Annotated in this window: 23 protein-coding genes; 10 read left to right on the top strand and 13 right to left on the bottom strand. The window is 73.9% G+C overall.

Annotated elements, in window-relative coordinates; all coding sequences use genetic code 11:
* Window positions 1–133: 133 nt before the first annotated feature.
* Both AB0L06_RS08340 and AB0L06_RS08335 read right to left on the bottom strand, forming a co-directional pair.
* Window positions 134–781 (bottom strand): carboxymuconolactone decarboxylase family protein, encoded by a 648-nt coding sequence (locus tag AB0L06_RS08340; RefSeq protein WP_500230253.1) that lies wholly within the window; start codon window positions 779–781, stop codon window positions 134–136.
* A 20-nt stretch (window positions 782–801) separates the two neighbouring features.
* Entirely contained in the window at window positions 802–1,374 is a 573-nt protein-coding gene (locus AB0L06_RS08335; RefSeq protein ID WP_500230252.1) for a VOC family protein, read from the bottom strand.
* 310 nt (window positions 1,375–1,684) lie between these two features.
* Between AB0L06_RS08335 and AB0L06_RS08330 the strand changes: the two genes are divergently transcribed.
* Entirely contained in the window at window positions 1,685–3,874 is a 2,190-nt protein-coding gene (locus tag AB0L06_RS08330; RefSeq protein ID WP_500230251.1) for an anthranilate synthase component I, read from the top strand.
* 36 nt (window positions 3,875–3,910) lie between these two features.
* Window positions 3,911–4,831 (top strand): SDR family oxidoreductase, encoded by a 921-nt coding sequence (locus AB0L06_RS08325; RefSeq protein ID WP_500230250.1) that lies wholly within the window; start codon window positions 3,911–3,913, stop codon window positions 4,829–4,831.
* Here the strand turns inward: AB0L06_RS08325 and AB0L06_RS08320 are convergent.
* The gene (locus tag AB0L06_RS08320) at window positions 4,822–5,784 is read right to left on the bottom strand and encodes a helix-turn-helix transcriptional regulator (protein WP_500230249.1); all 963 of its coding nucleotides are present in this window, start codon (window positions 5,782–5,784) and stop codon (window positions 4,822–4,824) included. The genes AB0L06_RS08325 and AB0L06_RS08320 overlap by 10 nt on opposite strands.
* 122 nt (window positions 5,785–5,906) lie before the next feature.
* On the opposite strand from AB0L06_RS08320, the gene add reads away from it, so the two are divergent.
* Window positions 5,907–6,938 (top strand): adenosine deaminase, encoded by a 1,032-nt coding sequence (add, locus tag AB0L06_RS08315; RefSeq protein WP_500230248.1) that lies wholly within the window; start codon window positions 5,907–5,909, stop codon window positions 6,936–6,938.
* Between the two features lie 18 nt (window positions 6,939–6,956).
* Here add and AB0L06_RS08310 read toward each other — a convergent pair whose 3' ends face one another.
* Both AB0L06_RS08310 and AB0L06_RS08305 read right to left on the bottom strand, forming a co-directional pair.
* Window positions 6,957–8,195 carry a DUF1266 domain-containing protein gene (locus AB0L06_RS08310; protein WP_500230247.1) on the bottom strand — a complete coding sequence of 413 codons (1,239 nt, stop codon included), beginning with the start codon at window positions 8,193–8,195 and terminating at the stop codon, window positions 6,957–6,959.
* Window positions 8,196–8,200: 5 nt separating this feature from the next.
* Window positions 8,201–10,264: a molybdopterin-containing oxidoreductase family protein gene (locus AB0L06_RS08305; protein WP_500230246.1), complete on the bottom strand. Its 2,064-nt coding sequence runs from the start codon at window positions 10,262–10,264 to the stop codon at window positions 8,201–8,203.
* A gap of 150 nt (window positions 10,265–10,414) precedes the next feature.
* On the opposite strand from AB0L06_RS08305, the gene AB0L06_RS08300 reads away from it, so the two are divergent.
* Window positions 10,415–11,134, top strand: coding sequence for a dienelactone hydrolase family protein (locus AB0L06_RS08300; protein WP_500230245.1), 720 nt, complete (start codon window positions 10,415–10,417; stop codon window positions 11,132–11,134).
* A gap of 30 nt (window positions 11,135–11,164) precedes the next feature.
* Here AB0L06_RS08300 and AB0L06_RS08295 read toward each other — a convergent pair whose 3' ends face one another.
* Window positions 11,165–11,449 carry a ubiquitin-like small modifier protein 1 gene (locus tag AB0L06_RS08295; RefSeq protein WP_500230244.1) on the bottom strand — a complete coding sequence of 95 codons (285 nt, stop codon included), beginning with the start codon at window positions 11,447–11,449 and terminating at the stop codon, window positions 11,165–11,167.
* Complete coding sequence (locus tag AB0L06_RS08290) at window positions 11,446–12,534, bottom strand: WD40/YVTN/BNR-like repeat-containing protein (protein ID WP_500230243.1); 1,089 nt, start codon at window positions 12,532–12,534, stop codon at window positions 11,446–11,448. The genes AB0L06_RS08295 and AB0L06_RS08290 overlap by 4 nt, the downstream gene beginning before the upstream one ends.
* A gap of 166 nt (window positions 12,535–12,700) precedes the next feature.
* Here AB0L06_RS08290 and AB0L06_RS08285 point away from each other — a divergent pair, with 166 nt between their 5' ends.
* Entirely contained in the window at window positions 12,701–13,540 is an 840-nt protein-coding gene (locus AB0L06_RS08285; RefSeq protein WP_500230242.1) for a helix-turn-helix domain-containing protein, read from the top strand.
* A 67-nt stretch (window positions 13,541–13,607) separates the two neighbouring features.
* Here AB0L06_RS08285 and AB0L06_RS08280 read toward each other — a convergent pair whose 3' ends face one another.
* Window positions 13,608–14,954 carry a globin domain-containing protein gene (locus AB0L06_RS08280; RefSeq protein WP_500230241.1) on the bottom strand — a complete coding sequence of 449 codons (1,347 nt, stop codon included), beginning with the start codon at window positions 14,952–14,954 and terminating at the stop codon, window positions 13,608–13,610.
* Window positions 14,955–15,549: 595 nt separating this feature from the next.
* On the opposite strand from AB0L06_RS08280, the gene AB0L06_RS08275 reads away from it, so the two are divergent.
* The 3 genes from AB0L06_RS08275 to AB0L06_RS08265 all read left to right on the top strand — a co-directional run bounded on the left by AB0L06_RS08275 (window position 15,550) and on the right by AB0L06_RS08265 (window position 18,484).
* Window positions 15,550–16,395, top strand: a complete 846-nt coding sequence (locus AB0L06_RS08275; protein ID WP_500230240.1) for a gamma-glutamyl-gamma-aminobutyrate hydrolase family protein — start codon at window positions 15,550–15,552, stop codon at window positions 16,393–16,395.
* 169 nt (window positions 16,396–16,564) lie between these two features.
* A complete protein-coding gene (locus AB0L06_RS08270) occupies window positions 16,565–17,584 on the top strand; it encodes an alpha/beta hydrolase (protein ID WP_500230239.1) in 1,020 nt (339 codons plus the stop codon).
* An 87-nt stretch (window positions 17,585–17,671) separates the two neighbouring features.
* On the top strand, window positions 17,672–18,484 hold the full coding sequence (locus AB0L06_RS08265) for an enoyl-CoA hydratase/isomerase family protein (RefSeq protein ID WP_500230238.1): 813 nt from the start codon (window positions 17,672–17,674) through the stop codon (window positions 18,482–18,484).
* Window positions 18,485–18,542: 58 nt separating this feature from the next.
* Here the strand turns inward: AB0L06_RS08265 and AB0L06_RS08260 are convergent, their stop codons facing one another.
* The 3 genes from AB0L06_RS08260 to AB0L06_RS08250 form a co-directional block, all read right to left on the bottom strand.
* Window positions 18,543–18,995, bottom strand: coding sequence for an SRPBCC family protein (locus tag AB0L06_RS08260; protein WP_500230237.1), 453 nt, complete (start codon window positions 18,993–18,995; stop codon window positions 18,543–18,545).
* 220 nt (window positions 18,996–19,215) lie between these two features.
* A complete protein-coding gene (locus AB0L06_RS08255; protein ID WP_500230236.1) occupies window positions 19,216–20,055 on the bottom strand; it encodes an alpha/beta hydrolase in 840 nt (279 codons plus the stop codon).
* Between the two features lie 74 nt (window positions 20,056–20,129).
* The gene (locus AB0L06_RS08250) at window positions 20,130–21,071 is read right to left on the bottom strand and encodes an alpha/beta hydrolase (RefSeq protein WP_500230235.1); all 942 of its coding nucleotides are present in this window, start codon (window positions 21,069–21,071) and stop codon (window positions 20,130–20,132) included.
* 246 nt (window positions 21,072–21,317) lie between these two features.
* Between AB0L06_RS08250 and AB0L06_RS08245 the strand changes: the two genes are divergently transcribed.
* Together AB0L06_RS08245 and AB0L06_RS08240 are read left to right on the top strand one after the other, a co-directional pair.
* Window positions 21,318–22,847: a class I adenylate-forming enzyme family protein gene (locus tag AB0L06_RS08245; RefSeq protein WP_500230234.1), complete on the top strand. Its 1,530-nt coding sequence runs from the start codon at window positions 21,318–21,320 to the stop codon at window positions 22,845–22,847.
* Window positions 22,848–22,949: 102 nt separating this feature from the next.
* A complete protein-coding gene (locus AB0L06_RS08240) occupies window positions 22,950–23,885 on the top strand; it encodes a TAXI family TRAP transporter solute-binding subunit (protein WP_500230233.1) in 936 nt (311 codons plus the stop codon).
* On the opposite strand, the gene AB0L06_RS08235 is transcribed toward AB0L06_RS08240, so the two are convergent.
* Window positions 23,864–25,249, bottom strand: coding sequence for a sensor histidine kinase (locus AB0L06_RS08235; RefSeq protein ID WP_500230232.1), 1,386 nt, complete (start codon window positions 25,247–25,249; stop codon window positions 23,864–23,866). The genes AB0L06_RS08240 and AB0L06_RS08235 overlap by 22 nt on opposite strands.
* Entirely contained in the window at window positions 25,246–25,902 is a 657-nt protein-coding gene (locus AB0L06_RS08230) for a response regulator transcription factor (protein ID WP_500230231.1), read from the bottom strand. The genes AB0L06_RS08235 and AB0L06_RS08230 overlap by 4 nt, the downstream gene beginning before the upstream one ends.
* Window positions 25,903–25,960 lie beyond the last annotated feature (58 nt).

Below are 25,960 nucleotides of genomic sequence, written 5' to 3'. Positions count from 1 at the left end.
TTTGTCCGATTACGGTGGGGTCTCGAGAGCGCCACGACTCATGGAGCGTTCCAATATGCGAGACGCCGACTCAGGGGACGCGGCCCGCGCGACCTTCGGTTCTCGGGTGCGCGTGGTTTCAGGCCCCGTGGCCTCAGGCGCCCGCGATGTCGTCGGCGATGTCGCGGGCGCCGTAGCCGTCCGGGGCGGGCACCTCGACGATCGGGTCGTCCCGGTCGTCGAACTCGACGCGCAGCGCCCGCGCCATCGTCGCGTGCATCTCGTACAGGCAGGTCACGTAGGTCAGTTCGAGGATCTGCTCGTCCGGGAGGTGCCTCTTCAGGGTCGCGAACACCTCGTCGTGGACGCGGCCGCCGTTGAGGACGAGCGCGTCCGCGTAGGCCAGGACGGCCCGCTCCAGCTCGTCGAACCGGTCGGACACCTCCCAGTAGGCGACCGCCCGGACCTTCTCGTCCGGCACGCCGAGCGCCCGCATCTGCTTGCAGTGCTGTGAGAACACGAACTGGCTCCCGCGGGCCCACCCGGCCCGCGTCTGCCCGAGCTCGCGCAGGACCGGGTCCAGCCGGACGCCCCGGTAGACCTGGAAGCCCTTGACGCAGTGCTTGAAGATCGCCTGGTCGAGGGCGAACGTCGTCCACCAGTCCCCGGGCGACCCGGTCGCCGTCCCCTGGCCCTCGGTGGGGTCGGCGTCCTCGCCGAAGAGCCGGTCGTAGAAGAAGAGGGCCAGCTTGTCGTCCCGCTCCTGGAGCTCGGCGCGGGGTACCTGGCGGAGTCGGGGCATCGGGCTTCTCCTCGGGTGGGTCAGGCGGTGCGGTCGGCGGCGGTCCTGGGCTCGTGCCGGACGTCCTCGGGGCGGTCCAGGTCGCGCAGCCAGCAGGCGAACTCGACCAGGACGCCGTCGGGGTCCTTGAAGTAGATCGAGCGGACGAAGACGCCGTCGTGGACGTCCTTGGCGACGCCGAACTCGCTGTCGTCGTGGTTCAGCAGGACGCCGACGTCCACGCCCTTGGCGATCAGCCTGTCCCGGTACTCCTCGATCCTGTCCGGCGGGACGTCGAAGGCGATGTGGTTCATCGAGCCGACCGCCGACAGCAGCTCGCCCTGGTCGGGCAGGCCCTTCGGCGCGGACACGCCGGGCACTGCCTCCGGGGCGTCGGGGAACCAGAAGAACGCCAGCGCGTTCCCGCCGCCGCAGTCGAAGAAGAAGTGCTGGCCCCAGCCCATCGGCAGCTCGATCGTCTTGATCAGCGGCATGCCGAGGACGCCCTGGTAGAAGTCCACGGTCCGCTTCATGTCGCGGCACACCAGCGCCAGGTGGTTCACCCCGCGCAGCTCGAACTCGGTGTTGGTGCGGCCGGGCCCGGTGGAGGTCATGCCGTCCTCCCGCCACAGTCTCGGTAAGTGATCCCTTTCATCCATCTTGTCAGGAACGCCGGCCCGGCAGAACCCTGTTCGGTCGATGATCCGCGCGGGACCCGGCCCCCGGCCGGGAGGTGACCCGCCCTTTCTGCGGGTCGCGTGGCGGGCGCGGTGCGCGAGCGGGTACGCTCTGCGCATGCGAACCGACACCCACCGCCAGTGGTGGTGGCGCCGCTGAGGCGGCGCCTGTTGTTTCGCATGTTCGACGACCAGGCGATCGCCCCTCACCGGCGGTCGCCTTTCGCGTGTCCGGCGGTGCGGGGCCTTGAGCAGACGAGGGGCCACCGCGGTGGAGACCGTCCAGCAGAAGCCGCTGACCAGCGAGTTCGAGACCGCCGGGGGAGTGCGGGTGCGGCGTGTGGCCGCCCCGGTCGACCCCGAGCGCAAGTCCGACGTGCTCAACGCGCTCGTCGCCGCCGTGGGGGAGCGGCGCGGCGGCGTGCTCAGCTCCGGCATGGAGTATCCGGGCCGCTACAGCCGCTGGCACATGGCCTACGTCGACCCGTGCCTGGAGATCGTCGCGCGCGGCCGGACGATCACCGCCAGGGCGCTGAACGACCGCGGCAGGGTCCTGCTGCCCGCCGTCGCGTCCGCCGTGGCCGGGACGGGCGAGACCCGCGCCCGGACCGGCGACCTCGTCGAGGTGTTCGTCCCGCCGACCGGTGAGTTCTTCCCCGAGGAGCAGCGCAGCCGCCAGCCGACCGTGTTCACCGCCCTGCGCGCGGTGACCGACCTGTTCCGCTGCGACGACCCGCACCTCGGCCTGTACGGGGCGTTCGGCTACGACCTGACGCTCCAGTTCGAGCCGCTGCGCACCCGCCTCGAGCGCCCGGACGACCAGCGCGACCTGGTCCTGCACCTGGCCGACGAGATGGTCGTCGTGGACCGCAAGCGCGAGACGTCCCACCGGCTGTCCTACGAGTTCACCGTGGACGGCGCGTCCACCGACGGGATTCCGCGCGCGACCGAGCCGACGCCCGTGCGGGCCGTCGCCGAGCTGCCGCCGCAGCCCGTCCCGGGCGTGTACGCGCAGATGGTGCGGGACGCGAAGGAGAAGTTCGTCCGGGGCGACCTGTTCGAGGTCACGCCCGGCCACGCCATGTACGGGCGCTGCACGGACCCGGCGGCGTTCTTCGAGCGGCTCCGCGAGACCAACCCCGCGCCGTACGAGTTCATGTTCAACCTCGGGGACGGGGAGTTCCTGGTCGGCGCGTCCCCGGAGATGTTCGTCCGGGTGGGCGGCGACCGGGTCGAGACCTGCCCGATCGCCGGGACGATCCGGCGCGGCGAGGACGCCCTGGAGGACGCCGAGCAGATCCGCACGATCCTGGCGTCCGCCAAGGACGAGTCGGAGCTGACGATGTGCACCGACGTGGACCGCAACGACAAGTCGCGGATCTGCGTGCCGGGCAGCGTGAAGGTGCTCGGGCGGCGGCAGATCGAGCTGTACTCGCGGCTGATCCACACCGTGGACCACATCGAGGGGCGGCTGCGGCCCGGCTTCGACGCCCTGGACGCGTTCCTCACCCACATGTGGGCGGTGACGGTCACGGGCGCGCCGAAGACGTGGGCGATGCAGTTCATCGAGGACCACGAGGACGCGCCGCGCCGCTGGTACGGCGGCGCGGTCGGGTTCGTCGGCTTCGACGGGTCGATGAACACCGGCCTGACGCTGCGCACCGCGCAGATCCGGGACGGCGTCGCGACCGTCCGGGCGGGCGCGACCCTGCTGTACGACTCGGACCCGGACGAGGAGGAGCGCGAGACGCACCTGAAGGCGAGCGCGCTGCTGCGGGCGCTCGCCTCGTCCGAGGGCGCGGGCGCGCAGGCCGAGCCCGCCGCCGCGGAGGAGCCGGAGGGGGCGGGCGAGGGCATGAAGGTGCTGCTCGTCGACCATGAGGACTCGTTCGTCAACACCCTCGCCGACTACTTCCGGCAGCAGGGCGCGGACGTGGTGACGCTGCGGCACGGCTTCCCCGTGGCACTGCTGGACGAGCACGCGCCCGACCTGGTGGTGCTGTCGCCCGGCCCGGGCCGTCCGGCGGACTTCGCGACCTCGGCGCTGCTGGACGAGATCGACGCGCGCGGCCTGCCCGCGTTCGGAGTGTGCCTCGGCCTCCAGGCGATGGTCGAGCACGCGGGCGGCGAGCTGGCGCTGCTGCCCGAGCCCGCGCACGGCAAGCCGGGCGCCGTGGAGGTGACCGGCGGGAAGCTGTTCGACGGGCTGCCCGGCGCGTTCACCGCCGCCCGCTACCACTCTCTGCACGCCACGCCGGACGGGGTGCGGGGCGGCTTCGAGGTGACGGCGCTGCTCGGGGACGTGGTCATGGCCGTCGAGGATCCGGAGCGTCGGCGCTGGGCCGTCCAGTTCCACCCGGAGTCGATCCTGACCGCGCAGGGCCGGGCCGGGCACCGGATCGTGGCGAACGCCCTGCGGCTGGCCCGGAATTCCTGACGTCGGCTGTCAGTCTTTCCTGCCAGCGTGGGACACATGACGACGAACACACTGGCAGGAAAGATCGCTTTGGTCGCGGGCGGGACGCGCGGCGCGGGCCGCGGCATCGCGACCGAGCTCGGCGCGCTGGGCGCGACCGTGTACGTGACGGGCCGGACGACCCGTGCGGGACGCTCGGAGATCGACCGTCCGGAGACGATCGAGGAGACCGCCGAGCGCGTCACCGCGGCGGGCGGCGAGGGCATCGCGGTCAAGGTGGACCACCTCGACCGCGCCCAGGTCGAGGCGCTGGTGAAGCGGATCGACGCCGAACAGGGACGGCTGGACGTCCTGGTCAACGACGTGTGGGGCAGCGACCACCTCTTCGAGTTCGGCAAGCGGCTGTGGGAGCAGGACCTGGAGAACGGGCTGCGCCTGCTGCGGCTCGCCGTCGACACCCACATGATCACCAGCTACTTCGCGCTGCCGCTGCTCACCCGGAACCCGGGCGGCCTGGTCGTCGAGCTCACGGACGGCACGGCCGACTTCAACACCGTCTACCGGGCCGAGTGCGGGCCGTTCTTCGACCTGGCGAAGTGGTCGGTGCTGCGGCTCGCCACCGCGCAGGCGCACGAGATCGGCCCGTTCGGCGGGACGGCCGTGGCGGTCACGCCCGGCTTCCTGCGGTCCGAGGCGATGCTGGAGAACTTCGGCGTCACCGAGGACAACTGGCGGGACGCGGCCGAGAAGGAGCCCGCCTTCGCGGTCTCCGAGACGCCCGCGCTTGTCGGACGGGCCGTCACGTCCATCGCCGCCGACCCGGACAAGGGGCGCTGGAACGGGCAGTCCCTGGACAGTGGCTTCCTGGCCAGGGAGTACGGCTTCACCGACGTGGACGGCAGCCGGCCCAACGTGTGGCCCTTCGTCCGGCAGATGAGGGACGGAGTGACACCGGAGAACCCGGAGGACTACCGGTAGAGGCTCGCGGCGCGCTCGGCGGCCTCGGCCATCCGGGCGCGCAGCTCCGCCGGTTCCAGCACCTCGACGTCGGGGCCGAGGCCGAGGAGCTGGGTGAACGCCACGTCCACCGACTCCACGGGCAGGACGGCCGTGACCCAGCCGTCCGCGTCGGGCTTCTCGGCCGCCTCGTGCGCGCGCGTGACGGCCTCCGCCTCGAGGTGGAACCTCAACATCCGCAGCCCACCCGGGCTCAGCCGGACGGTCACCTCGGCGCGCAGCATCCCGTGCAGGAACGCGGCCGTGTTCTCCCGCCAGAACGCGGCCAGGTCGAACCCCTCGTCCCGGACGAAGTGCTCGCCCAGCGGCCGGACGCCGGTGATCCGGTCGACCCGGTAGGTGCGGTGCCCGCGGCCGATCCGCCCGACCAGATACCAGCCGCCGTTCTTCAGGACCAGCCCGTACGGCTCGACCGTCCGGACGACCTCCTCGTCGCGGCGGTACCGGATCTCGACGCGCTCGTCCGTCCAGACCGCGCGGGCCAGGTCGCGCAGCTGGGCGGGCGGCCTGCCGTCGCCGAACCAGCCCGGCGCGTCCAGGTGGAACCGCTGCCCGGCGCGCAGCGGCGCGTCCTGGAGGACCGACGGGAGGGCCGCCCGCACCTTCAGCTCGGCCGTGGCGACCGCGTCCGCCAGGCCCATGTCCCCGGCCGGGCCGCGCAGGCCCGCGAGGAACAGCGCCTCGGCCTCCTCGCGGGTCAGGCCGGTCAGCCGCGTCCGGTAGCCGCCGACGAGCCGGTACCCGCCGCCCGGCCCCCGGTCCGCGTACACCGGGACCCCGGCGGCCGACAGCGCCTCGATGTCGCGGTACACCGTCCGCTCCGACACCTCCAGCTCGGCGGCGAGATCGGTCGCGGTCATCTCGCCGCGCGACTGGAGCAGAAGGACGAGTGAGATCAGCCGGGACGCGCGCACGGACCCATTCTGGTGCGCAAAAACCCCGTTCTGGGGCGCACCGGGCCCTTCTTGACAAGATCGTGGCAGATAGCGGCGCAGAGCATGGTCCCGGCGCCCGCGGCGCTGTTACGTTCGCCCGCATGCTGACCGAGAACACCCCCGTCCACGCGTTCATCGACGCCCTGCCGAAGGTGGAGCTGCACGTCCACCTCGTCGGCTCGGCGTCGGTCCCGACCGTCCTGGAGCTGGCCAACCGCCACCCGGACGGCGGCGTCCCGACGAACGAGGCCGAGCTCGACGCCTTCTACACCTTCCGGAACTTCGCCGACTTCGCCCGCGTCTACCTCGCGGTCTCCGACCTCGTCCGCACCCCTGAGGACGTCGCGACGCTCGTCCTCGGCGCCGCCCGCGACCTGTCCGCGCAGAACGTCCGCTACTTCGAGCTGACCGTCACCCCCTACAGCCACCAGCGGGTCGGCATGCCGATGCCCGCGGTGACCGAGGCCCTGGACGACGCCGCCCGCCGCGCCCGTGACGAGCACGGCATCCGGCTCGCCTACATCTTCGACATCCCCGCCGAGTTCGGCGGCGACGCCGCCGTCGGCACCGTCGAGCACGCCGTCCGGCACGCCCCCGAGGCCCTGGTCGGGTTCGGCATCGGCGGCATGGAGGAGGTCCGCCCCACCCACCGGGAGGCCTTCCGCGACGCGTTCGCCGCCGCCCGCGCGGCCGGGCTGCGCAGCCTCCCGCACGGCGGCGAGATGACCGGCCCCGAGACGATCTGGGAGTGCCTCGACCACTACGGCGCCGAGCGCATCGGGCACGGCATCAACTGCCTCGCCGACCCGCGCCTGGTCGACGTCCTGCGCGAGCGGCAGATCCCCCTGGAGGTCTGCCCGACCTCCAACGTCCGCACCGGGCAGGTCCCCGACCTGGCGTCCCACCCGCTGCCGCGGCTGCTGGAGGAGGGCCTGTTCGTCACCCTCAACAGCGACGACCCGCCCATGTTCGACACCACCCTCACCGGGGAGTACCGCGTCGCCGCCGACGTGTTCGGCCTCGGCCCGGCCGAGCTGGCGGGCCTGGCCCGCAACGGCGTCACGGCGTCCTGCCTGGACGCCGCCGACCAGAAGGCGATCCTGGACGAGATCGACGCCGTCACCCCGGCCTAGCCGGGTGCGGGGCGGCGGTCAGCCCCAGGCCATCCGCCGCCACGGGCTGGCCAGGTCGGTGGTCAGGATGCGGTGCCCCTCCAGGGACCCCAGGTACCAGTCGCCGAACTCGCCCTCGTCGAACCGCAGCATCCGGCCCAGGATGTACCCGGCGGAGAACTCCTCCCAGGAGTCGTAGGTGCGGTACGCGCGGTACCCGGCGGTCAGCGAGCAGTCCTGGGCGGTCTCGACGTCGCAGAACCCGGCGTTGAGACCCCACCGGGCCATGTTCACCGCCCGGCCGAAGTCGTACCCGTACACGCTGGTCACCCGGCCGTGCGGACGTAGCAGGCCGTCCGCGCGGAACCGCTCCTCGTACCGCCGGACCTGCTCGGACAGCTCGTCCAGCGCCTCGATCGTGTCGCGGGAGATGTCCCGCTCCTCGCACCAGCGGCGGATCTCCCGCGACCACGCCTCGGGGTCGGACTGCCGGCAGTCCAGGACGACCTGGATCGCCGGGTCGCTGTTCTCGGCGTCCAGCAGCTTGTCGATCTGCTCACGCCAGCTGTCCGGATCGGTCACGTTCCAGTCGCGCGCGAGCAGCTTGCGGTTCTCCTCCGGGCCGTCCGGGTCGGCGAGGCTGTTCCACGGCGTGCCGTTCCCGACCGCCAGGTGCGCGCCGACCGCCAGCGCGTGCGCGAGCTTCCCCCAGGCGGGGGCCTCCGGGTCGGTGATCAGCACGTCGTGGTCGCGGTCCGGACGGCGCTCCGCCTCGGACAGCATCTCCGTCACCTTCCGGTGGCCCTCCCCGCCCGGGGCCATCTGCGCCAGCAGGTCGCGCAGCGGGCCCGTCGCGTCCCGGCCCGCGTCCCGCAGGATCAGCCGGGCCGCGTGCACACCCGCCCGCTCCGCGCGCTGCCCGTCGCCGAGCGCCTGGTACGCGGCCATCGCCGCCCACGCCCGCCGTGCGGCCTCGCCCGTGACGCCCGCCTCCGCCAGCACCTCGGCGGCGATCGCGGCCAGCTCCGCGGCGGCGGGGCCCGGAGGCAGCGCCGCGGCCGCGCGCTCGGCCGCCGTGAGCACCTCCAGCGCCCGCTCCGCCCGCCCCCGGGACGCCAGGGCGCGCGCCTGCCGGGCGCGCGCGAGCACCGCCATCGGCAGCTCGCGCCGCTCCTCCAGAACCGCCGCCGCCTCCGCGTAGGCGGAGGCGGCCTCGTCGGTACGACCCGTCCGGTCGTACCGCCGCGCCCGCTCCAGCAACGCCCGTGGGTCGATCATGGCGGTCAGCGTATCGGCAGTGGCTCCACCTCGACGCGGGTGTCGTGGAACACCGGGCCCGCGCCGAGGTCGGTGCTCCGCTCGGCCACCACCGCGTTGGCGTTCGCGCCGCCCGAGAACCGCGGCCAGTGCCCCTTGGTCGTCGCCGCGACCCCCGGCCTGACCTCGTCCGTCACCGCCACGACCGCCTCGAACGCGCCGCGGTCGTTGCGCACCCGCACCCGGTCGCCGTCGCCGAGGCCCCGCGCGGACGCCTCGTCCGGATGCAGACGCACGACCGGGCCGCCCCCGGCGCGCCGCCGCAGCTCCGCGTTCTCCCCGAACATGCTGTTGAGGAAGAAGTGCGACGCCGCCGAGATCAGGATCAGCGGGAACCGCCCGGCGAGCTCGGCGTCCGGGCCCTCCACCGACGGCACGTACCCCGCGAGCGGGTCGTGCCCGAGCGCCGCCGCCGTCTCCGACCGGAACTCCAGCCGCCCCGACGGCGTCGGGAACCCGTCCGCGTACGGGACGAACGGGTCGGGCACCGCCAGCCGGACGAACCCCTCCTTCCTCAGCCGGTCCAGCGTGATGCCCTCGAGGTACGGGTGCCCGCCGGACAGGGCCTGCTCGGCCAGCTCCTCGTCCGAGGCGAACAGCGCGGGCTCGGTCAGCCCCATGCGCCGCGCGATCAGCCGGAACGTCTCGGTCGTCGGCAGGCACTCGCCCGGAGGCGCGACCGCCGGCTCGTTCCACGCCAGGTACAGGTGCCCGTACCCGTCGTTCAGGTCGGCGTGCTCGTGCTGCATCGTCGCGGGCAGGACGATGTCGGCGTAGGCCGTCGTGTCCGTCGGGAACTGCTCCAGCACCACCGTGAACAGGTCGTCCCGCAGCAGGCCCTCGCGCACCCGGTTCTGGTCCGGCGTGCTCGCGGCCGGGTTCGCGGCGATCACGAACAGCGCCTTCACCGGCGGATCGTCCAGGTCGAGCAGGCCCTCGGCCAGCCGCGACATCGACAGCCGCCGCACCGGCCCGGGACGCAGGTCGTCCCGGTGCACGGCGGCGGTGTTCAGCGGCGAATGCCCGGACGTCGAGTACGTCAGGCCGCCGCCGCGCAGCCGCCAGTCGCCCGTGACGCCGGGGAGGCACGCCAGCGTCCGCAGGGCCGTCCCGCCGCCGCCGTGCCGCTGCAGGCCCTGCGTCGAGCGGATCGCCGTCGGACGCGTCCGGGCGATGCGCTCGCCCAGCGCCACGATCCGCTCGGCCGGGATCCCCGTGATCGTCGCCGCGACGCTCGGCGGGAACTCCGCGATCCGCTCCCGGAACTCCTCCCAGCCGAGCGTGTGCTCGCGCAGGAACTCCTCGTCCTGCGCCCCGAGGCCCACGATCACGTTCATCAGCGCCATCGCCAGCGCCGCGTCCGTCCCCGGGATCGGGGCCAGGTGCTCGTCCGCCTGCTTGGCCGTCCGCGTCGCCACCGGGTCGATCGCCACCACGTGCGCGCCCTCGCGCCGCGCGTCCTGGACGAACTTCCACATGTGGTGGCCGCTGGTCAGCGTGTTGGTCCCCCACAGGATGATCAGCCGCGCGTGCGCCAGGTCCTCCGGATCGATCCCGCCCGGCGACCCCGTGGTCAGCTCCAGGCCCGCGTTGCCCGCCGCCGAGCACAGGTCGGCCCGGTGCGCGGACGCCCCGATCGTGTTGAAGAACCGCCGTCCGGCCTGCCCCTCGAGGCCCTGGACGAACCCGAGCGTCCCCATGCCCCAGTACGGCCAGACCGACTCCCCGCCGTGCCGCTCGACGATCTCACCGAGCCGCGACGCGATCTCGTCCAGCGCCTCGTCCCAGGAGATCCGCTCGAACCGTCCCTCGCCCTTGGCCCCGACCCGCCGCAGCGGGTGCAGCACCCGGTCGTCCTGCCCGGCCCGCTCCAGCCACCGGTTCACCTTCGTGCACAGCGCGCCGCGCGTGTACGGGTGCTCCGGGTTCCCGCGCAGCCCGACGGCCTTCCCGTCACGGACGGTCACCACCCACGAGCAGCCGTCGGGGCAGTCCAGCGGGCAGGCGCCCAGCACCTTCAGTTCGGACATCCGCCACCGTCCTCGTTCTGAACACGATCTCCGCCACCAGTCTGGGGCATGGGGGGACAGGACCGTCATCGTGGGACGCAGGTTACGTCGCCCGGGGCTGTGGCGGGGGTGGGGCTGGGCAGGAGACCGGTGATGGGAGAGGGTGCGGACATGCCGGAGATAAGGATTCACAGTGACCTGCCCGCCTACCTGGCCGTACCGGAGGGGGAGGGCCCCTGGCCCGCCGTGGTGATCTTGTTCGAGTCGTTCGGGGACACCGCCGACATGCGGGCGCAGGCCGACCGGTTCGCGGCGCGGGGCTACCTGGCGGTGCTGCCGGACCTGTACGAGGGACGGGGCTGGCTGCGGTGCGTCCGGAAGGCGTTCCGGGACCTGCTGGCGCGGCGGGGGCCGACATTCGCGCACATCGAGGCGGCCCGGCGGTGGGCGGCCGAGCGGGACGACTGCACGGGACGGGTCGGAGTCGTCGGATTCTGCATGGGCGGCGGGTTCGCGCTGGTCGCGGCGGCGAAGCTGGACTTCCAGGCGGCGGCGGTGAACTACGGGCTCGTGCCGCGGCACGCCGAGCGGTTGCTGGCGGGGGCGTGCCCGATCGTCGCGTCCTACGGGGGAGCGGACCGGACGCTCCCCGGGGCGGCGGCGAAGCTGGAGCGGGCGCTGACCGTGCTGGACGTGCGGCATGACGTGAAGGAGTACCCGGGGGCCGGGCACAGCTTCCTGACCGAGTCGGACGAGTCGCTGGCCGCGCCGCTGCTCGCGGTGGGCAAGGTCACCTTCGGGCTCGGCAAGGGCAAGGAGCAGGCGCCGGAGGCGTGGGAGCGGATCCTCGGATTCCTGGACGGCGAGCTCGAAAACGGATCTACAACGTAAAGGCGTCGGCCCGCGCGGCGGCGGGGCCGGTCAGCCGCCGGAGAGGGCGGGCAGGACCTCCAGGTCGGCGCCCGCCTTCAGCGGCGTGGCGAGCATCGCCAGGTCGCGGATGTTGTCGGCGCCGATGAACACGTTCACGTGCGGGCGCAGGGCGCCGGTCTCGTCTCGGACGCGGCGCCCGATGGCGGGCAGGGCCGCGTCGAGCGCCGCCAGGGCGTCGCCGACCGTGGCGTCCGCCGGAAGGTCGAGCGGGACGGCGGCGGGCGCGCCCACCAGGTCGCGCAGCGCGGCCGGCAGCCGGACGGTGACGTTCACCGCGTCACCGCCCGCACGCACAGGACGTCCGGGAGGTGCCGGGCGACCTCGGTCCACGTCTCGCCGTCGTCCCGGGACGCGTAGACCCAGCCGTCACGGGTGCCGAAGTAGATCCCGGCCGGGTCGAGGGTGTCGGCGCACATGGCGTCGCGGAGCACCGAGGCGTAGCAGGGGCCCTCGGGCAGGCCCTTGTCGAGCGCCCGCCAGGTCGCGCCCGCGTCGTCGGAGCGCTGCACCTGGTAGCGGTGCCCGGCGGGGGTGCGGTCGACGTCGGCGTTCAGCGGCAGCACGTAGAGGGTGTCGGGGTGGTGCGGGTGGACGACGATGGGGAAGCCGAAGTCGGCGGGCAGCCCGGCGTCGATGCGGGTCCAGGCGCCGCCCGCGTCGTCGCTGCGGTAGACGCCGCCGTGGTGCTGGAGGAACATCCGCTCCGGACGGCTCGGATGCATGTCGACCTTGTGCACGCACTGCCCGAACTCGGGCGGCGGGTCGGGCAGGAACTTCGCGGTGATGCCGTGGTTGCGGGGCGTCCAGGTGGTCCCGCCGTCGGTGCTGCGGTAGACGCCCGCGGCGGAGATCGCGATCGTCACGGTGGCGGGGTCGGCCGGGTCGGGCAGGACGGTGTGCAGGCACAGCCCGCCCGCGCCCGGCTTCCAGGACGGCCGGTGCGGATGGTTCCACAGCCCTTCGACCAGGCGGAACGTCATGCCGCCGTCCTCGGAGCGGAACAGCGCGGCGGGTTCGGCCCCCGCGTACACCACGCCCGGCTCGGTGGGGGAGAAGCGGAGCTGCCAGACGTCGCGCAGCGCGGCGCCGGTGCGCTCGGGGAACGCGATCGGGGCGGTGTCGGCCTCGCGGGCGGGTTCGCTCCAGGTGCGTCCGAGGTCGTCGGAGACGGCGATGGACACGCCCCAGAACGGGTTGTTGACGGCGGCGAGCAGGCGTCCGGTGCGCGGATCGGCGGCGACGGCGGTGACCGGGGACGGGCTGAACAGCATCGGGTCGGCGTCCCAGCCGCCGTCGTCGCGCGGGCGCGCGACGACCATGCCCTTGCGGGTGCCGATGACGAGTGCGTGGCCGGTCAATGGTCCTCCCCGGATCAGGTGTCTCTCCGGGGATGCTCGCATGCGGAGCGTCACGACGACCCCAAAAGAGCCGAACAGGTGTGCGAAGAATCGGGCGGCCGCGCGGAGTGCGCATTACCTCTCACGTCATCGGCTTCGTGACATAGGGGTCGGTAACGTCTGCGTCATGATGACGAACACCGCCTCTTCCGGCTCCACCGCGACCTCCTCCCTTGGCGACGTCCACCCGATCGGCGAGCAGTTGCGCGCGTGGCGGCAGCGGCGCAGGCTCAGCCAGCTGGAACTGGCGTCCGAGGCGGACGTGTCGACCCGGCACCTGAGCTTCGTCGAGACCGGGCGGTCGGCCCCGAGCCGCGAGATGGTGCTGCGGCTCGCGGAGCACCTGGACGTGCCGCTCCGCGACCGGAACCTGCTGCTCGTCTCGGCCGGGTACGCGCCGATGTACGCCGAGACGTCGATGGAGGAGCCGCGGATGGACGCGGTGCGCGGCGCGCTGCGGCAGGTGCTGGACGGGCACCAGCCGTACCCGGCGGTGGTCGTGGACCGGTTCTGGAACCTGGTGGACGCCAACGAGGCCGCGTCGATCTTCACGGAGCCGGCGCCGCCGTACCTGCTGGAGCCGCCGCTGAACGTCCTGCGGCTGAGCATGCACCCGGACGGCATCGCCAAGAACATCGTCAACCTGGGCGAGTGGCGCGCGCACATGGTGGACCGGGTGCGGCGGCACGTCGCGCTCACCGCCGACCCGGCGCTGGAGCGGCTCTACAAGGAGCTGCGCGACTACCCCGGCTCCGACCCGCTGGAGGAGGCGGCGGTGCCGTCTATGGGGCACGACGTGTTCATCCCGCTGCGGATCCGGACGGACGGCGTGGAGCTGTCGTTCTTCAGCACCATCGCCACGTTCGGCACGCCGGTGGACATCACGGTCGCCGAGCTGGCGATCGAGTCGTTCTACCCGGCGGACGTGACGACCTCGGAGTTCCTGCGGGCGCGCGCCGGCTGGTGACCCTCAGCGGGACGGGGGCGGCTGGTGGCCGGGCCGCAGACGATGCTCGCGTCTGCGGCCCGGCTGTTCATGCGCCCTGGGGTGCGCGGCCGACGGCCGCGGGTTCGGCATCTGGTGGGGGAGCCGCCGCGAGGCCGGGCGTCCTGGCCTCGAGGACGGTGTGGCTCACGACCGGGGAGGCGGCGGACACGGCGGACGGGGCGTGCTCGCGGGTGCGGTGCAGGGCCTCCTCCTGCCGCTCGGCCTCGCGCAGCTCGTGGTGGATGTGCTCGGGCGGGACGCCGAGGCGCTGGAGCCCGGCGGTGGTGGAGCGGATCATGCCGGCCGGTCCGGCGAGGTAGACCTCGTGCCCGGACAGGTCGCCGAGCCGTTCGAGCGCCTCGACGATGGCCGTGCCGCGCTCTGGCTGGAGGCCGCGCTTCTGGACGACGTCGCGTTCCGGGGTCGTGCCGTGCTCGGGGCGGGGTGCGTGCTCCGGGGCGTCCGACAGGACGGGGACGACGTGCAGCCACGGGCAGGACTCCTCGAGCCGCCGCAGTGCGGGCAGGTCGTACAGGTCGCGTTCGGTGCGGGCGGCGAGCAGCAGGTGCGTCTCGCGGTGCCGTCCGGCGGCCGCCGCCTGATCGACGATCGCCCGGAGCGGCGCGAGCCCGGTGCCGCCCGCGACCAGCAGCAGGGCGCGGCCTGGATCGGCGGGCGGGGTCATGTCGCCGAGCGCGGGGCCGAGCAGCAGGGTGTCGCCCGTGCCCGTGTGGCGGACGAGCGCGCCGCTGACCCAGCCGCCCGGGACGGCCCGGACGTGCAGCCGGAGCAGCCCGTCCGGGCGGGGCGCGTTCGCGACCGAGTACGTCCGCCAGACCCGCGGCCAGCGGGCGGTCTGGACGGTGACGTGCTGGCCCGCCTCGAAGCGCAGCGGTTCGCCCGGACGCAGCGTCAGGACGGCGATGTCGGGGGTGCGGCGTTCGTGCTCGACGACCTCGGCGACCCACCAGGGCGGGGCCTGCTCGGCGTCCTGCTCGGCCGCCGCGATCATGATCTGGGCCGCCGCGTCGAACGCGGCGGCCCAGGCCGCCTCGGCCTCGGGACTCCAGGCGCGCCCGGAGAACCGGCGCAGTGTCGCCAGCAGGGCCGAGCGGAGCGCCGGGAAGTGCTCCGGCCTGACGCCGAACCTGCGGTGGCCGCGGCCGAGCCGGCTCAGGTACGAGGTCATGGCGCCGGGGCTGTCGAGGCTCCACACGAGGGTGGTGAGCGCGTGGAACAGGCGGTCCTGCTGGAGGTCCATGGCGGGTGGGAAAAGGGTGCGCAGCCGTGGATTCTCCGCGAACAGCCGTCCGTAGAAATAGGCGACGGCCTGCGCGCCGTGTGGTTCGATGTGGCCGAAACTCTCTTTGACGATTCGGGGTTCCAAGGACATTTACCGGGCTCGCCCCCAGGTAATTGTTCGCCGACGCCGACGCTCTCCGGCGCTTCCGGCGCCCTCGGCGTTGTCCGACTGACCGAGATTCTCGCACCGGGGTCGCGGGTGCTCAACCCTTACGTGTCAACTGCCGTGGAATATCTCGAAGAGTAGCCGTCGTTTTTGTCGCCGGCGATCGTGAATTCGTCATTTCGGAGATGAATACTGATCGGTATTGGAACTCGGTGCGACATGCCGTTCGCACGGCGTTCGGGACCCGGGGATTGGCGCGGTGGAGATGGGGGGCGGCCGGGTGGTGCGCGATTCTCTACCCCGGTATGAGGTTCCCTATTGGCGGAGCGTCACGTCGCCGCATCGCCGTGCCCCCGTCCGTGGCGTACTCCGGGCCTGGGCTGGGGGCGAGCCTGGGGGGTGGACCGTTGTATGGCCGTTGGCCTGCGAATACTCGGTCTTTGCGGCAAGCTTGCCGGAACGGGGGGCGGCCGGGCGGACGGTCGATGGCGGGCATGCAGCATCGGGGCCCCCCGAAAGCGGAAAATCACCGCACTCCGGGAGAGATATGCCCTCCCGGGGGGAGGGAGGGAAACCGCGCATGGCGGACACGAGAGGGCAGGCTTCCGGGGACGACGCGTCCGGCGGACGGGGGACCGGCGAGCGGGGGACCGGCGAACGAGAGGCCCTTGGGCGAAGGACCGGCGAGAGCGGACCCGGGCACGGGCCGGGAGAACGGGGGGCCGAGCCACCGCTGATCGGGATCACGACCTACCAGGAACCGGCCCGCTGGGGGGTGTGGGTGCGCGAGGCGGCGGTGCTGCCCCTGCCCTACATCCGGGCGGTCGAGCGGGCGGGCGGCGTGCCCGTGCTGCTGCCGCCGACCGGGACCCTGCGCGGTGTCCGGGCGCTGGTGGACGGCCTGGACGGCGTCGTCCTCGCGGGCGGCTCCGACGTCGACCCCGAGCTGTACGGGGCGGAGCGGCATCCCGAGACCTCCGCGCCGCAGCCGCTGCGGGACCGGTTCGAGCTGGCGCTCGTCCGCGCGGCGATAGCCGCCGACCTGCCCTTCCTCGGGATCTGCCGGGGTCTGCAGCTGCTCAACGTGGCGCGCGGCGGCGGGCTCGTCCAGCACCTCCCGGACGCGGTCGGCCACAAGCGGCACGCGCCCGACGTCGGGACGATCGGGTGGCACCGGGTGCGGATCAGCGCGACGAGCCTGACCGGGAAGATCCTCGGCGACGTCGCGGACGTCCCGAGCTACCACCACCAGGCGGCCGACCGGCTCGGCAAGGGCCTGGCCGCCGTCGCCTGGGCGGACGACCAGGTGGTGGAGGCCGTCGAGCTGCAGGGCCACCGGTTCGGGCTGGCCGTCCAGTGGCATCCGGAGGAGGGCGAGGACCGGCGGCTGTTCGAGGCGCTGGTCGCGGAGGCCTCCGCCCGGTGAGCCGCGCCCGGTGAGTTGCGTCCGGTGAGCCGCGCCCGCTGATCCGTGCCTGCCCGGGTGCGCCCGGCCGGGTGGGGCGGACGGTCGGTCCGGGGCGTCCGGAACGGTTGGGTTTCGGCGGTTCGGGGAACGGCGTTGAGGACGTGTCGTCGTTCCGGGAGGGGGCCGGGTGCCGCACGATCCGCCGCCGGACCCGCCCGAGGATCCGTCCGTGACGCGGCTGCTCGCCGGGTTCCGCGAGGACGACGGGCGGGTGTGGACGATCGAGGAGCTGCGGCGGCTGACCGACCTGCGGTTCCCGGTCGAGCGCCGCGAGCTCCCGCACGTCGACGACCTGGACGTCCCGGGCCCGGCCGGGCCGGTCCCGGTCCGGCTGTACCGGCCCGTCCCGCGGTCCGCCGGGCCGCTGCCCGCGCTGGTGTACCTGCACGGCGGCGGCTGGGTGCTCGGCGGGATCGAGAGTGTGGACGCGGTGTGCCGCGACCTGGCGGCCGAGGCGGGCTGCGCCGTGCTGAACGTCGCGTACCGGCTCGCGCCCGAGCATCCGTTCCCGGCCGCGGTAGAGGACGCGTGGGCGGTCGTCGAGGCCCTGGCGCGCACTCCGGGCCGGTTCGGGACGCGTCCGGGCGCGATCGCCGTCGCCGGGGACAGCGCGGGCGGCAACCTCGCCGCCGTCGTGGCGCTGCTCGCCCGCGACCGCGGCGTCCGGCTCGTCCACCAGCTGCTGGTGTACCCGGTGACCGGCATGTGCGCGGACACCGCGAGCTGGGCCGCCTACGGCGAGGGCTACGGCCTGGACGCGTCGACGCTGCGCCGGTTCGCCGCGCTGTACCGGGCGGGCGCCGACCCCGCCGACCCGCGCCTGGCGCCGCTGCGCGCGCCCGACCTGTCCGGCCTCGCCCCGGCGACGGTGATCACCGCCGACCACGACATCCTGCGGGACGAGGGTGAGGCGTACGCGCGGCGGCTGGCGGCGGCGGGCGTCCCGGTCAAGGGCCGCCGCTACCCGGGGACGATCCACTCGTTCTTCCTGCTGCCCGAGATGTTCGAGGCCGGTCTGGAGGCCCGCGCGTTCGCTGTGCGACGATTGCGCGCGGCGTTCACGTCAGCGCCTCCTGACACGACCGACCATGAACGCACGACCGAACACGAACGCACGACACACGAACGCACGACCGGGCGCGCGTGAGCAGCCGGGCATGAGCGGACGGACGAGCACAGCCGATCGGCCGGTTCCATCCGGCCGGCCGGTCAGACGCGGGGAGGACGGCGCGGCATGACGACCAACGAGACCGGGGACGCGCGCTACGACCGGTACGAACGCCTGAAGCTCGACTGGGGCGCGCCGCGCGTCCTGCGCGTGACGCTCAGCGCGCCCGGCCGGCTGAACGCCGTCGACACCACCGGGCACCGCGAGCTGGCCGAGATCTGGCGGGACGCCGACGCCGACCCCGAGGTGCGCGCCGTCCTGGTGCGCGGCGAGGGCGCCGCGTTCTCCGCGGGCGGGGACCTGTCCATGATCGAGGAGATGATGGACGACCACGCCGCCCGCGTCCGCATCATGCGCGAGGCCCGCGACATCGTCATGAACGTCGTGAACTGCGGGAAGCCGGTGGTCAGCGCCGTCCAGGGCCCGGCCGTGGGCGCCGGCCTGGCGGTCGCGCTGCTCGCCGACGTCTCGGTCGCGGGCCGCACCGCGAAGATCATCGACGGGCACACCCGCCTCGGCGTCGCGGCCGGCGACCACGCGGCGATCATCTGGCCGCTGCTGTGCGGCATGGCGAAGGCCAAGTACTACCTGCTCCTCAACGACGCCCTCTCCGGCGAGGAGGCCGAGCGCATCGGCCTGGTCAGCCTCTGCGTGGACGACCACGAGGTGCACGCCCGCGCCATGGCGGTCGCGACCCGCCTCGCCGAGGGCCCGGCCGAGGCCATCTCGGCCACCAAGCACGCGCTGAACGGCTGGCTGCGGCTGGCCCAGCCGAGCTTCGACGCGTCCCTGGCGCTGGAGTTCCTCGGCTTCGCCGGACCCGACGTCCGCGAGGGCGTGGCCGCCCTCCGCGAGAAGCGCCCCCCGAAGTTCGCCTGACACCACCCCGCGAAGCGCTCCGATGATCCGGCCCCGCCGCCCCGGGGCCGGGGACACGTCAGGAGAAGCGCCTGACCAGCGCGGACAGGCCGGTGGTGTAGATGCCGAGGGTGAGGGTCTTGGCCATGGCCTCCTCGTCCCCGGCGTTCGCCGAGAAGTCCGCGGACCACTCCACGAACGACTCGCCGGTCACGGTGACGGGGACGACGCGCAGGGTGGCCCGGCAGCGGCGCACCGGCAGCGGGCACTCGAGGATCTCGTACCGGTAGGTGCGGGTCTCGTCGTCCAGGGACGTCAGCCGCTCGCGGAACACCGTGTCGCCCGGCCCGATGATGCGCCGGACGCAGCCGACCCGGTCGGACGGCCCGCCGTCCTCGATGACGCCGGTGTCGACCCCCGGCATCCACTCGGCGAGGTTGCCGAAGTCGCGCAGGTAGGCCCACACCCGGTCGGCGGACGCGGGCAGGATGGCGCTGGCGTAGGCGGGCGGCAGCGCGGACGGCATGGTCATGGCGGCTCCTCGGCGGCGCGGGCCCGGGGCACGCGGGGGCGTGACCCGGCGGGGTGGGTTCGGGTGGGGCGCACGACCCCGCCCCATGCTCCACCGGGCCCGTGATCCAGGCAACGTTCCCGGCCGCCCCGAACCCGCACCGAATCCGCCTCGGGCCCGTCACCCTTCCGTCCGCACAGGTCAGGGCCACCGGACCGGTGGCCCTGACCTGTGCGGGGCATCAGGTGAAGCGGCGGACGAACTTGAGGGCCGCGTCGCAGACCTCGCGCCATCCGGAGTCGATGGTGAGGGCGTGGCCGCGGCCGGGCATCTCGACGATCTCGGTCACGGCCCCGGTGTTGCGGGCCTGCTTCTTGAAGGACGCGTGGGTGATCGCCCAGGGGACCGTGTTGTCCTTCTCCCCGGACACGAGCAGGAGCGGGCCGCGCCCGGGATTCTCGCTGTCGACCTTGGTCTCCGACCAGGGGTTGAAGTTGGCGACGGCGGCCTGGAACAGCGGGGCCCCGGGCGCCGGGACCGCGAAGGTCTCGTACAGCTCCTTGGCCTCGTCCTCGGGGACGGCGTTGGCGAAGGCGTACCGGAACTGGTCGTAGGTGAGCGGGACGGCCCGGTGGTAGTTGGCGGGGTTGGTCAGGACCGGCGCGGACGCCCGCAGGGACGAGATCGGCAGCGGCAGGACGCCCTGGAACGGCGCCGGGTCGACGGCGACCGTCGCGGCGGACAGCCCGCGTCCGGCCAGGATCTGGGCGATGAGCCCGCCGAACGAGTGCCCGACCACCGCCGCCGGGCGGGCCAGGCCGCCGATGACCTCGCCGAGGTGGTCGGCGACCTGGCCGACGGTCTTGCCCGCGAGCGTCTCGGGGTGGGCGTTGGCCTCGGCGACCGTGTCCGGGTCGTCCGGCCAGCCCGGCAGGACGGGGGCGTAGCCGGCCTCGGCGAACACCGCCGCCCACCGGTCCCAGCTGCTGGGCAGCAGCCACAGCCCGTGGACGAACACCACCGGGGTGCGTCCGCTGGCGTTCGCCTGGTCGATCTGCTGGAGGTCGTGCGCACTGGGCATGGGGGGTCCTGTTCCGGTGCTCGAGACGGAGTCGGTGGATGCGGTGTCGGTGGATGTGGTGCCGGTGGAGTCGGTCAGTCCTGGCCGAGGACGTCGCGGAGGAAGCCGATCGCCTGGGTGATCGCGGCCTGGGCCGCGTGCGTGGAGCGCAGCGGGTTGAGCATCACGAAGTCGTGGATGATCCCCTGGTAGCGGACGGCCGTGACGGGCACGCCCGCCTCCCGCAGCTTGGCCGCGTACGCCTCGCCCTCGTCCCGCAGGACGTCCGCCTCGCCGGTGATGACCAGCGCGGGCGGCAGCCCGGCGAGGTCGTCGGCGGTGGCCCGCAGCGGGGACGCGGTGATCTCGGCGCGCTGCGCCGGGTCGGTCGTGTACTGGTCCCAGAACCACTGCATGCCGTCCCGGCGCAGGAAGTAGCCGGTCGCGAACTCGTGGTAGGAGCCGGTGTCGAACGAGGCGTCGGTGACCGGGTAGAACAGCACCTGCCCGGAGAGCCGGACGCGGGACTCGCCCTTGGCCATGAGGGTGAGCGCGATGCTCATGTTGCCGCCGACCGAGTCCCCGGCCACGGCCATCCGCGCGGGGTCCAGGCCGTGCTCGGAGCCGTGGTCGGTGACCCATTCGGCAACGGCGAGGTTCTGGTCGATGGCGGTCGGGTACCGGGCCTCGGGCGACAGGTCGTAGTTGGGGAACACCACCGCGGCGCCGGTGCCGCGGGCGATCTCCCTGGCCAGGCGGCCGTGGGTGTGGTCGTTCCCGAACACCCACCCCGCGCCGTGGATGTAGACGACGACCGGCAGCGGGCCCCGGACTCCCGTGGGCCGGAAGACCGTCACGGCCGGGAGGCCCGCGATCTCCAGGACCTCGCGTTCGGTGCCCGGGACCTCGATCTCCGGGGTCTGGACGTCGTCGACGGCCTTGCGTCCCTCGTCGGGAGCGAGGTCGAACAGGTACGGCGGGTTCGCGGTCGCCTCGACGAACGCCTGCGCCTCGGGTTCGAGAACGGGCTTGCCCATGCTGTATCTCCAATGTGGTGCTTGAGTCTGTTTTGTCGGGGACGAGGCGCCGAACCGGTGCGCCCTCGCGCGGAACCGGCGCCTCACCCGCCTGGGGCGGGCGTTCCCGGCACTGCGTGCACGAGTGATGCCGCTCGGAACATCCCCTCCCGAAGGAGGCATTCCCCGTCCGCGTGCCGAGATCACCGATGAGCCCGATGCCGGGCCTGACGCCGAGGCCGATGCCGGTCGCCCACAGGGATCGACATGCCGCCCGCCGATGGGTACCGAGAGGGAAAGATCGTCGACCGGGAGGACGCCATGCTGCTCGCCGATCTGGCCCACCGAGGCGCGACGCTGTGGCCGGAGCGCACCGCCTTCACCTGGGACGGGCACCGGCGCACCTACCGTGAGCTGGACGAGCGCGGCGGAGCCTGGCGGCGGCTGCTGGCCGCCCGGGGAGTGCGGGCGGGCGACCGGATCGCACTGCTGACCCTGAACGTCCCGGACGCGCTGGAGGCGGCCTTCGGCGCCTCGCTGCTCGGCGCGGTGGTCGTCCCGCTGAACGTGCGGCTGAGCGCGGACGAGATCCGCTTCCAGGTCGAGGACGCGGACGCGCGGCACGCGGTCGTCCACCCGCTGCTGGAGCCGCTCGCCCGCGCGAGCGGCCTGTTCGACCTGACGTGCCTGCTGCTCGGTTCCGGGACCGACGACGCGCTTGGCGACGCGCCCGAGACGGACCTGCCGCGTCCGGACGCGGAGGCGCCGGTGATGCAGCTGTACACCTCGGGGACGACCGGACGTCCGAAGGGGTGCCTGCTATCGAACCGCGCGTGGGTCGTCGCGTCCGCGAACGTCGTGCACTCGCTCGGGCTCACCGGGGACGACCGGCTGCTCGGCGCGCTGCCGCTGTTCCACGTCGCCGGGTACGGCACGACGCTGGCGACGCTCGCGTCCGGCGGGACGGTCGTGGTGCCGCCCGGCGCCGCGCCCGAGCAGGTCTGGCCGGTCGTCGCGTCCCACGGCGTCACCGTCGCGGTTTTCCCCACGGGCACCGGACGGGCCCTGCGGCACGAGGCGGCGGCCCCCGGGACGCTCCGGCTGCTGTTCGGCATCGCCGCCACCGAACGCTCCCGCACCCTGACCGCGCTGCGCGACCTCGGCATCGACTACCGCGGCGTCTACGGTTCGACCGAGGCGGGCAACTTCGTGTCGGTGTCCACGCTCGCCGACGAGCTGGAACGCCCCGGCACCGTCGGACGCCCGCTCCCTCCCTTCGACGTCGCCGTGGACGCCCCGCCCGGCGAGGCGGGCGAACTGCTCGTGCGCGGCGCGACGCTGATGAGCGGCTACGCCGGGCTGCCCGACGCGACCGCCGAGACGCTCCGCGACGGCTGGCTCCACACCGGCGACCTGCTGCGCCTCGACGCCGACGGCTACCTGTACTTCGTGGACCGCGCGAAGGACATGGTCAAGTCCGGCGGCGAGAACGTCTACTGCGCCGAGGTCGAACGCGTCCTGCTCGACCATCCCGCCGTGCTGGACGCCGCGGTCGTCGGCGTCCCGGACCAGCGCTGGGGCGAGGCCGTGAAGGCGCTGGTCGTCGCGCGCGGCGAGGTCGCGCCCGCCGACCTGGACGCGCACTGCCGGGGAAGCCTCGGCGGGTTCAAACGTCCGCGCTGGTACGAGCTGGTCGAGGCGATCCCGCGCAACCACTCCGGGAAGATCCTCAAGCGTGAGCTGCGGGCCGCCCACGACCCCGCCAAGGCCGTCCGGCTCTCCGAACGGGACGGGTGAGGCCGTCCGGCTTTCCGGCTGGGAGAGGTGAGGCCGTCCGGGTTCCGGAGCGAGACGGGGGAAGCCGTCCGGCGGGCGCGGCGACCGGGGTAGCGTGCCGCCATGAGACGCCGATCCCTGCTGGTCACCGCCGCCGCGCTGGCGGCCGGCGGCACCGACCTCCTCGCGGTGGCCTGCGGCGGATCGGGCCGGCCGACCGAGCTGAGGCTCGCGACCGGCGAGACGGGCGGCCCGTACCAGGCGCTGGGGGACCGGTTCGCGGCCGAGCTGCGACGCGGCGGCTTCAAGGTCCGGGTGGTGCAGACCAACGCCAGCGTCCAGAACCTCACGATGCTCGCGGACGGGACCGCCGACCTCGCGTTCGCGCTCGCCGACAGCGCCGACCGGACCGTCCGGGCGGAGCACCGGCCCGCCGCCGCGCTCGCCCGCATCTACCTGAACTTCGTCCACCTGGTGGTGCGCCGGGACACCCCGGTCACCAAGGTCGCCGACCTCGCCGGACGGTCGGTGTCGCTCGGCGCGCAGGGCTCGGGGACCGCCGTCACCGCCGAGCGCGTCCTGTCCGTCGCGCGCCTCGCCCGGCCCGCCCGGATCCTCCGGTACGGGCTGGACCGCTCGATCGAGGCGCTGAAGGCGGACGAGATCGCCGCCGCGTTCTGGTCCGGCGGCGTGCTGACGCCCGCGCTGACGACCCTGTCCCAGGAGGTCCCGATCCGGCTCGTCCCGCTGGACGACCAGCTCGTCATCAGGCTGCGCCGGACCTACGGGCCCGTCTACGACTCGGTGGCCGTCCCGGCGAACGCCTACGGCTACGCCGAGCCGGTCCAGACGGTCAGCACGGCCAGCTACCTGATGTGCCGGGTGACCCTTCCGGACGAGGTCGCCTACCAGGTCACCAAGCGCCTCTTCGCCAGCCGCGACCGCCTGCGGGCCCCCGAGGCCCCCGGCGGACGCCTCGACCCCCGCTTCGCCATCGGCACCGGGGCGGTGCCCCTGCACGGCGGCGCGGTCCGCTACTACAGGTCCGTGTTCGGCTGACCGTTCCGCAGGTGGACCTCGACGGACAGGCCGTGCGGACGGTTCGCGCGCAGGTCGAGCCGTCCGCCGCACGCCTCGGCGAGCGCGGCGGCGATGGGCAGGCCGAGGCCGCTGCCGGGCAGGTCGGCGTGCGCGGGGGCGCGCCAGTGCCGGTCCAGGGCCTTGGCGCGCTCCTGCCGCGTCAGCCCCGGCCCGTCGTCGGCGATGCGCAGCACCAGGGCGTCCGCGTCGAGCCGGACCGTGACCGTCCCTCCCGCCGGGACGAACTTGTGCGCGTTGTCCAGCGCGATGTCGGCGATGCGCGGCACCGCGTCCGGGACGGCCCGGACGACCAGCCGGTCCGGGAGCCGCACCGAGAAGGTGATCTCCAGCGCGTCGAACACCTCCCGCCAGGACTCCAGCTTCGGGCCGAGCTCGGCGACGACGTCGAGGTCGCGGGCGATCGGCGCGCCCGCCTCCGCCTGCGCGCCCGCCTCGCTCTGCGCGAGTTCCAGCAGGTCGGTCACCGTCTTGGCGAGCCGGTTCAGCTCGGCTCCGGTCTCCTCGAACTCCCGCTCGCCCGCCGGGGCCAGGTACGGGCGCAGGTTCTCCAGCCGGAACATCAGCGCGGCGAGCGGGTTGCGCAGCTCGTGCGAGGCGTTCGAGGCGAACTCGCGCTGCCGCCGCATCGCCGCGCCGACCGCCTCGACCATGGCGTTGAACCGCTGCTCCAGCCGCCGCAGCTCCGGCGGCCCCACGTTCGCGGTGGTGCGCGTCGTGAGCTCGCCCTCCGTGATCCGCCGGGTCGCCTCGTCCAGCTCGGTCACCGGACGCAGGATCCAGCGGGCCAGCCCCCGCGCGACCAGCACCGCGAACGCCAGGACGGCCAGCGCGGCGACCAGCAGCGCGCCCCACACCCGCGCGATGTCGTCGCGGGCGTTGGAGGTCGGCGCGAGCAGCAGCACCGCGCCCGAGATCTGCGCGTCCCGGCCGGACGGCTCGGCGATCAGCACCCGCCGCGGCCCGAACGGGGTGAGCGACGGCAGCGTGTCGGTGGTCCGGCCGGACAGCGCCCGGGCGGTCGCCCCGGTGTTCGGCCCGGCCGTGGTGCCCGCCGCGGCGATGAGGGTCCCCTCGCGGTCCTGGATCCACACCGAGGCGTCGTACAGCGAGGCGTACCGGCTGATCTCCGGCTGCAGCGACTCGCTGTCGCCGGTCCGCGCCGCCAGGTCGGCGAGCTCGGCGAACCGGGTCGCGTCGGCGCGCCGGTCCAGCAGCAGCCGGCCCGTCCGGTGCGTCGCGTACGCGCCGCCCAGCGGCACCGCCAGGCCCGCGATGACCAGGACGACCAGGGTGGTGAGGACGGCGACGAGGCGGGTCCTCACGGCGGGCCGTCCCCGAGCCGGTAGCCGGTGCCGACCAGCGTCACGATCAGCCAGCCGCGGTCGGTCTTGCCCCGGATGTTCCGCACGTGCACGTTCAGCGCCCGCGAGGCCGACAGCGACGTGTCGCCCCACAGCGCGAGGAGGATCTCGTCCCGCGCGCACACCTCGCCCGGACGGCTCGCCAGCACCGCCAGCACGTCGAACTCGCGGCGGGTCACCGGAACGTCCCGGCCCGCGACCGTGACGCGCCGCGCCGGCACGTCGATCACCACGTCCCCGGCCGCGACCCGCTGCACCTTCGCGGGCCGGGCGGTGCGCCGCACCACCGCCTGCATCCGCGCCAGCAGCTCGTCCGGGCGGACGGGCTTGACCAGGTAGTCGTCCGCGCCGCGGTGCAGCCCCCGCAGCACGTCCCCCGCGCGCGCCGTCACCACGATCAGCGGGACGTCCGAGCCGCGCCGCACCCGCTCCAGCGCCTTCAGCCCGTCGGCGTCGGGCAGGCCCAGGTCGAGCAGGACGAAGTCGGCCTCGGCCGCCAGCCGGACGCCGTCGGCGGCGGTCCGCGTGTGCGTCACCTCGTAGCCGCCGCGCCGCAGGTGGGTGACGAGGGCGGCGGCGAGGCGGAGGTCGTCCTCGACCAGCAGAACCCTCATGGCGGTCAGGCTAGAGGCCCGCGGGCGATCCGCGCAGCGTCCCGGACGCCACGGTCCG

Origin of the sequence: Spirillospora sp. NPDC052269 (genome assembly GCF_040679435.1) — a bacterium.
GTDB lineage: Bacteria > Actinomycetota > Actinomycetes > Streptosporangiales > Streptosporangiaceae > Spirillospora.
This window is presented reverse-complemented; position numbering and strand designations above follow the sequence as displayed.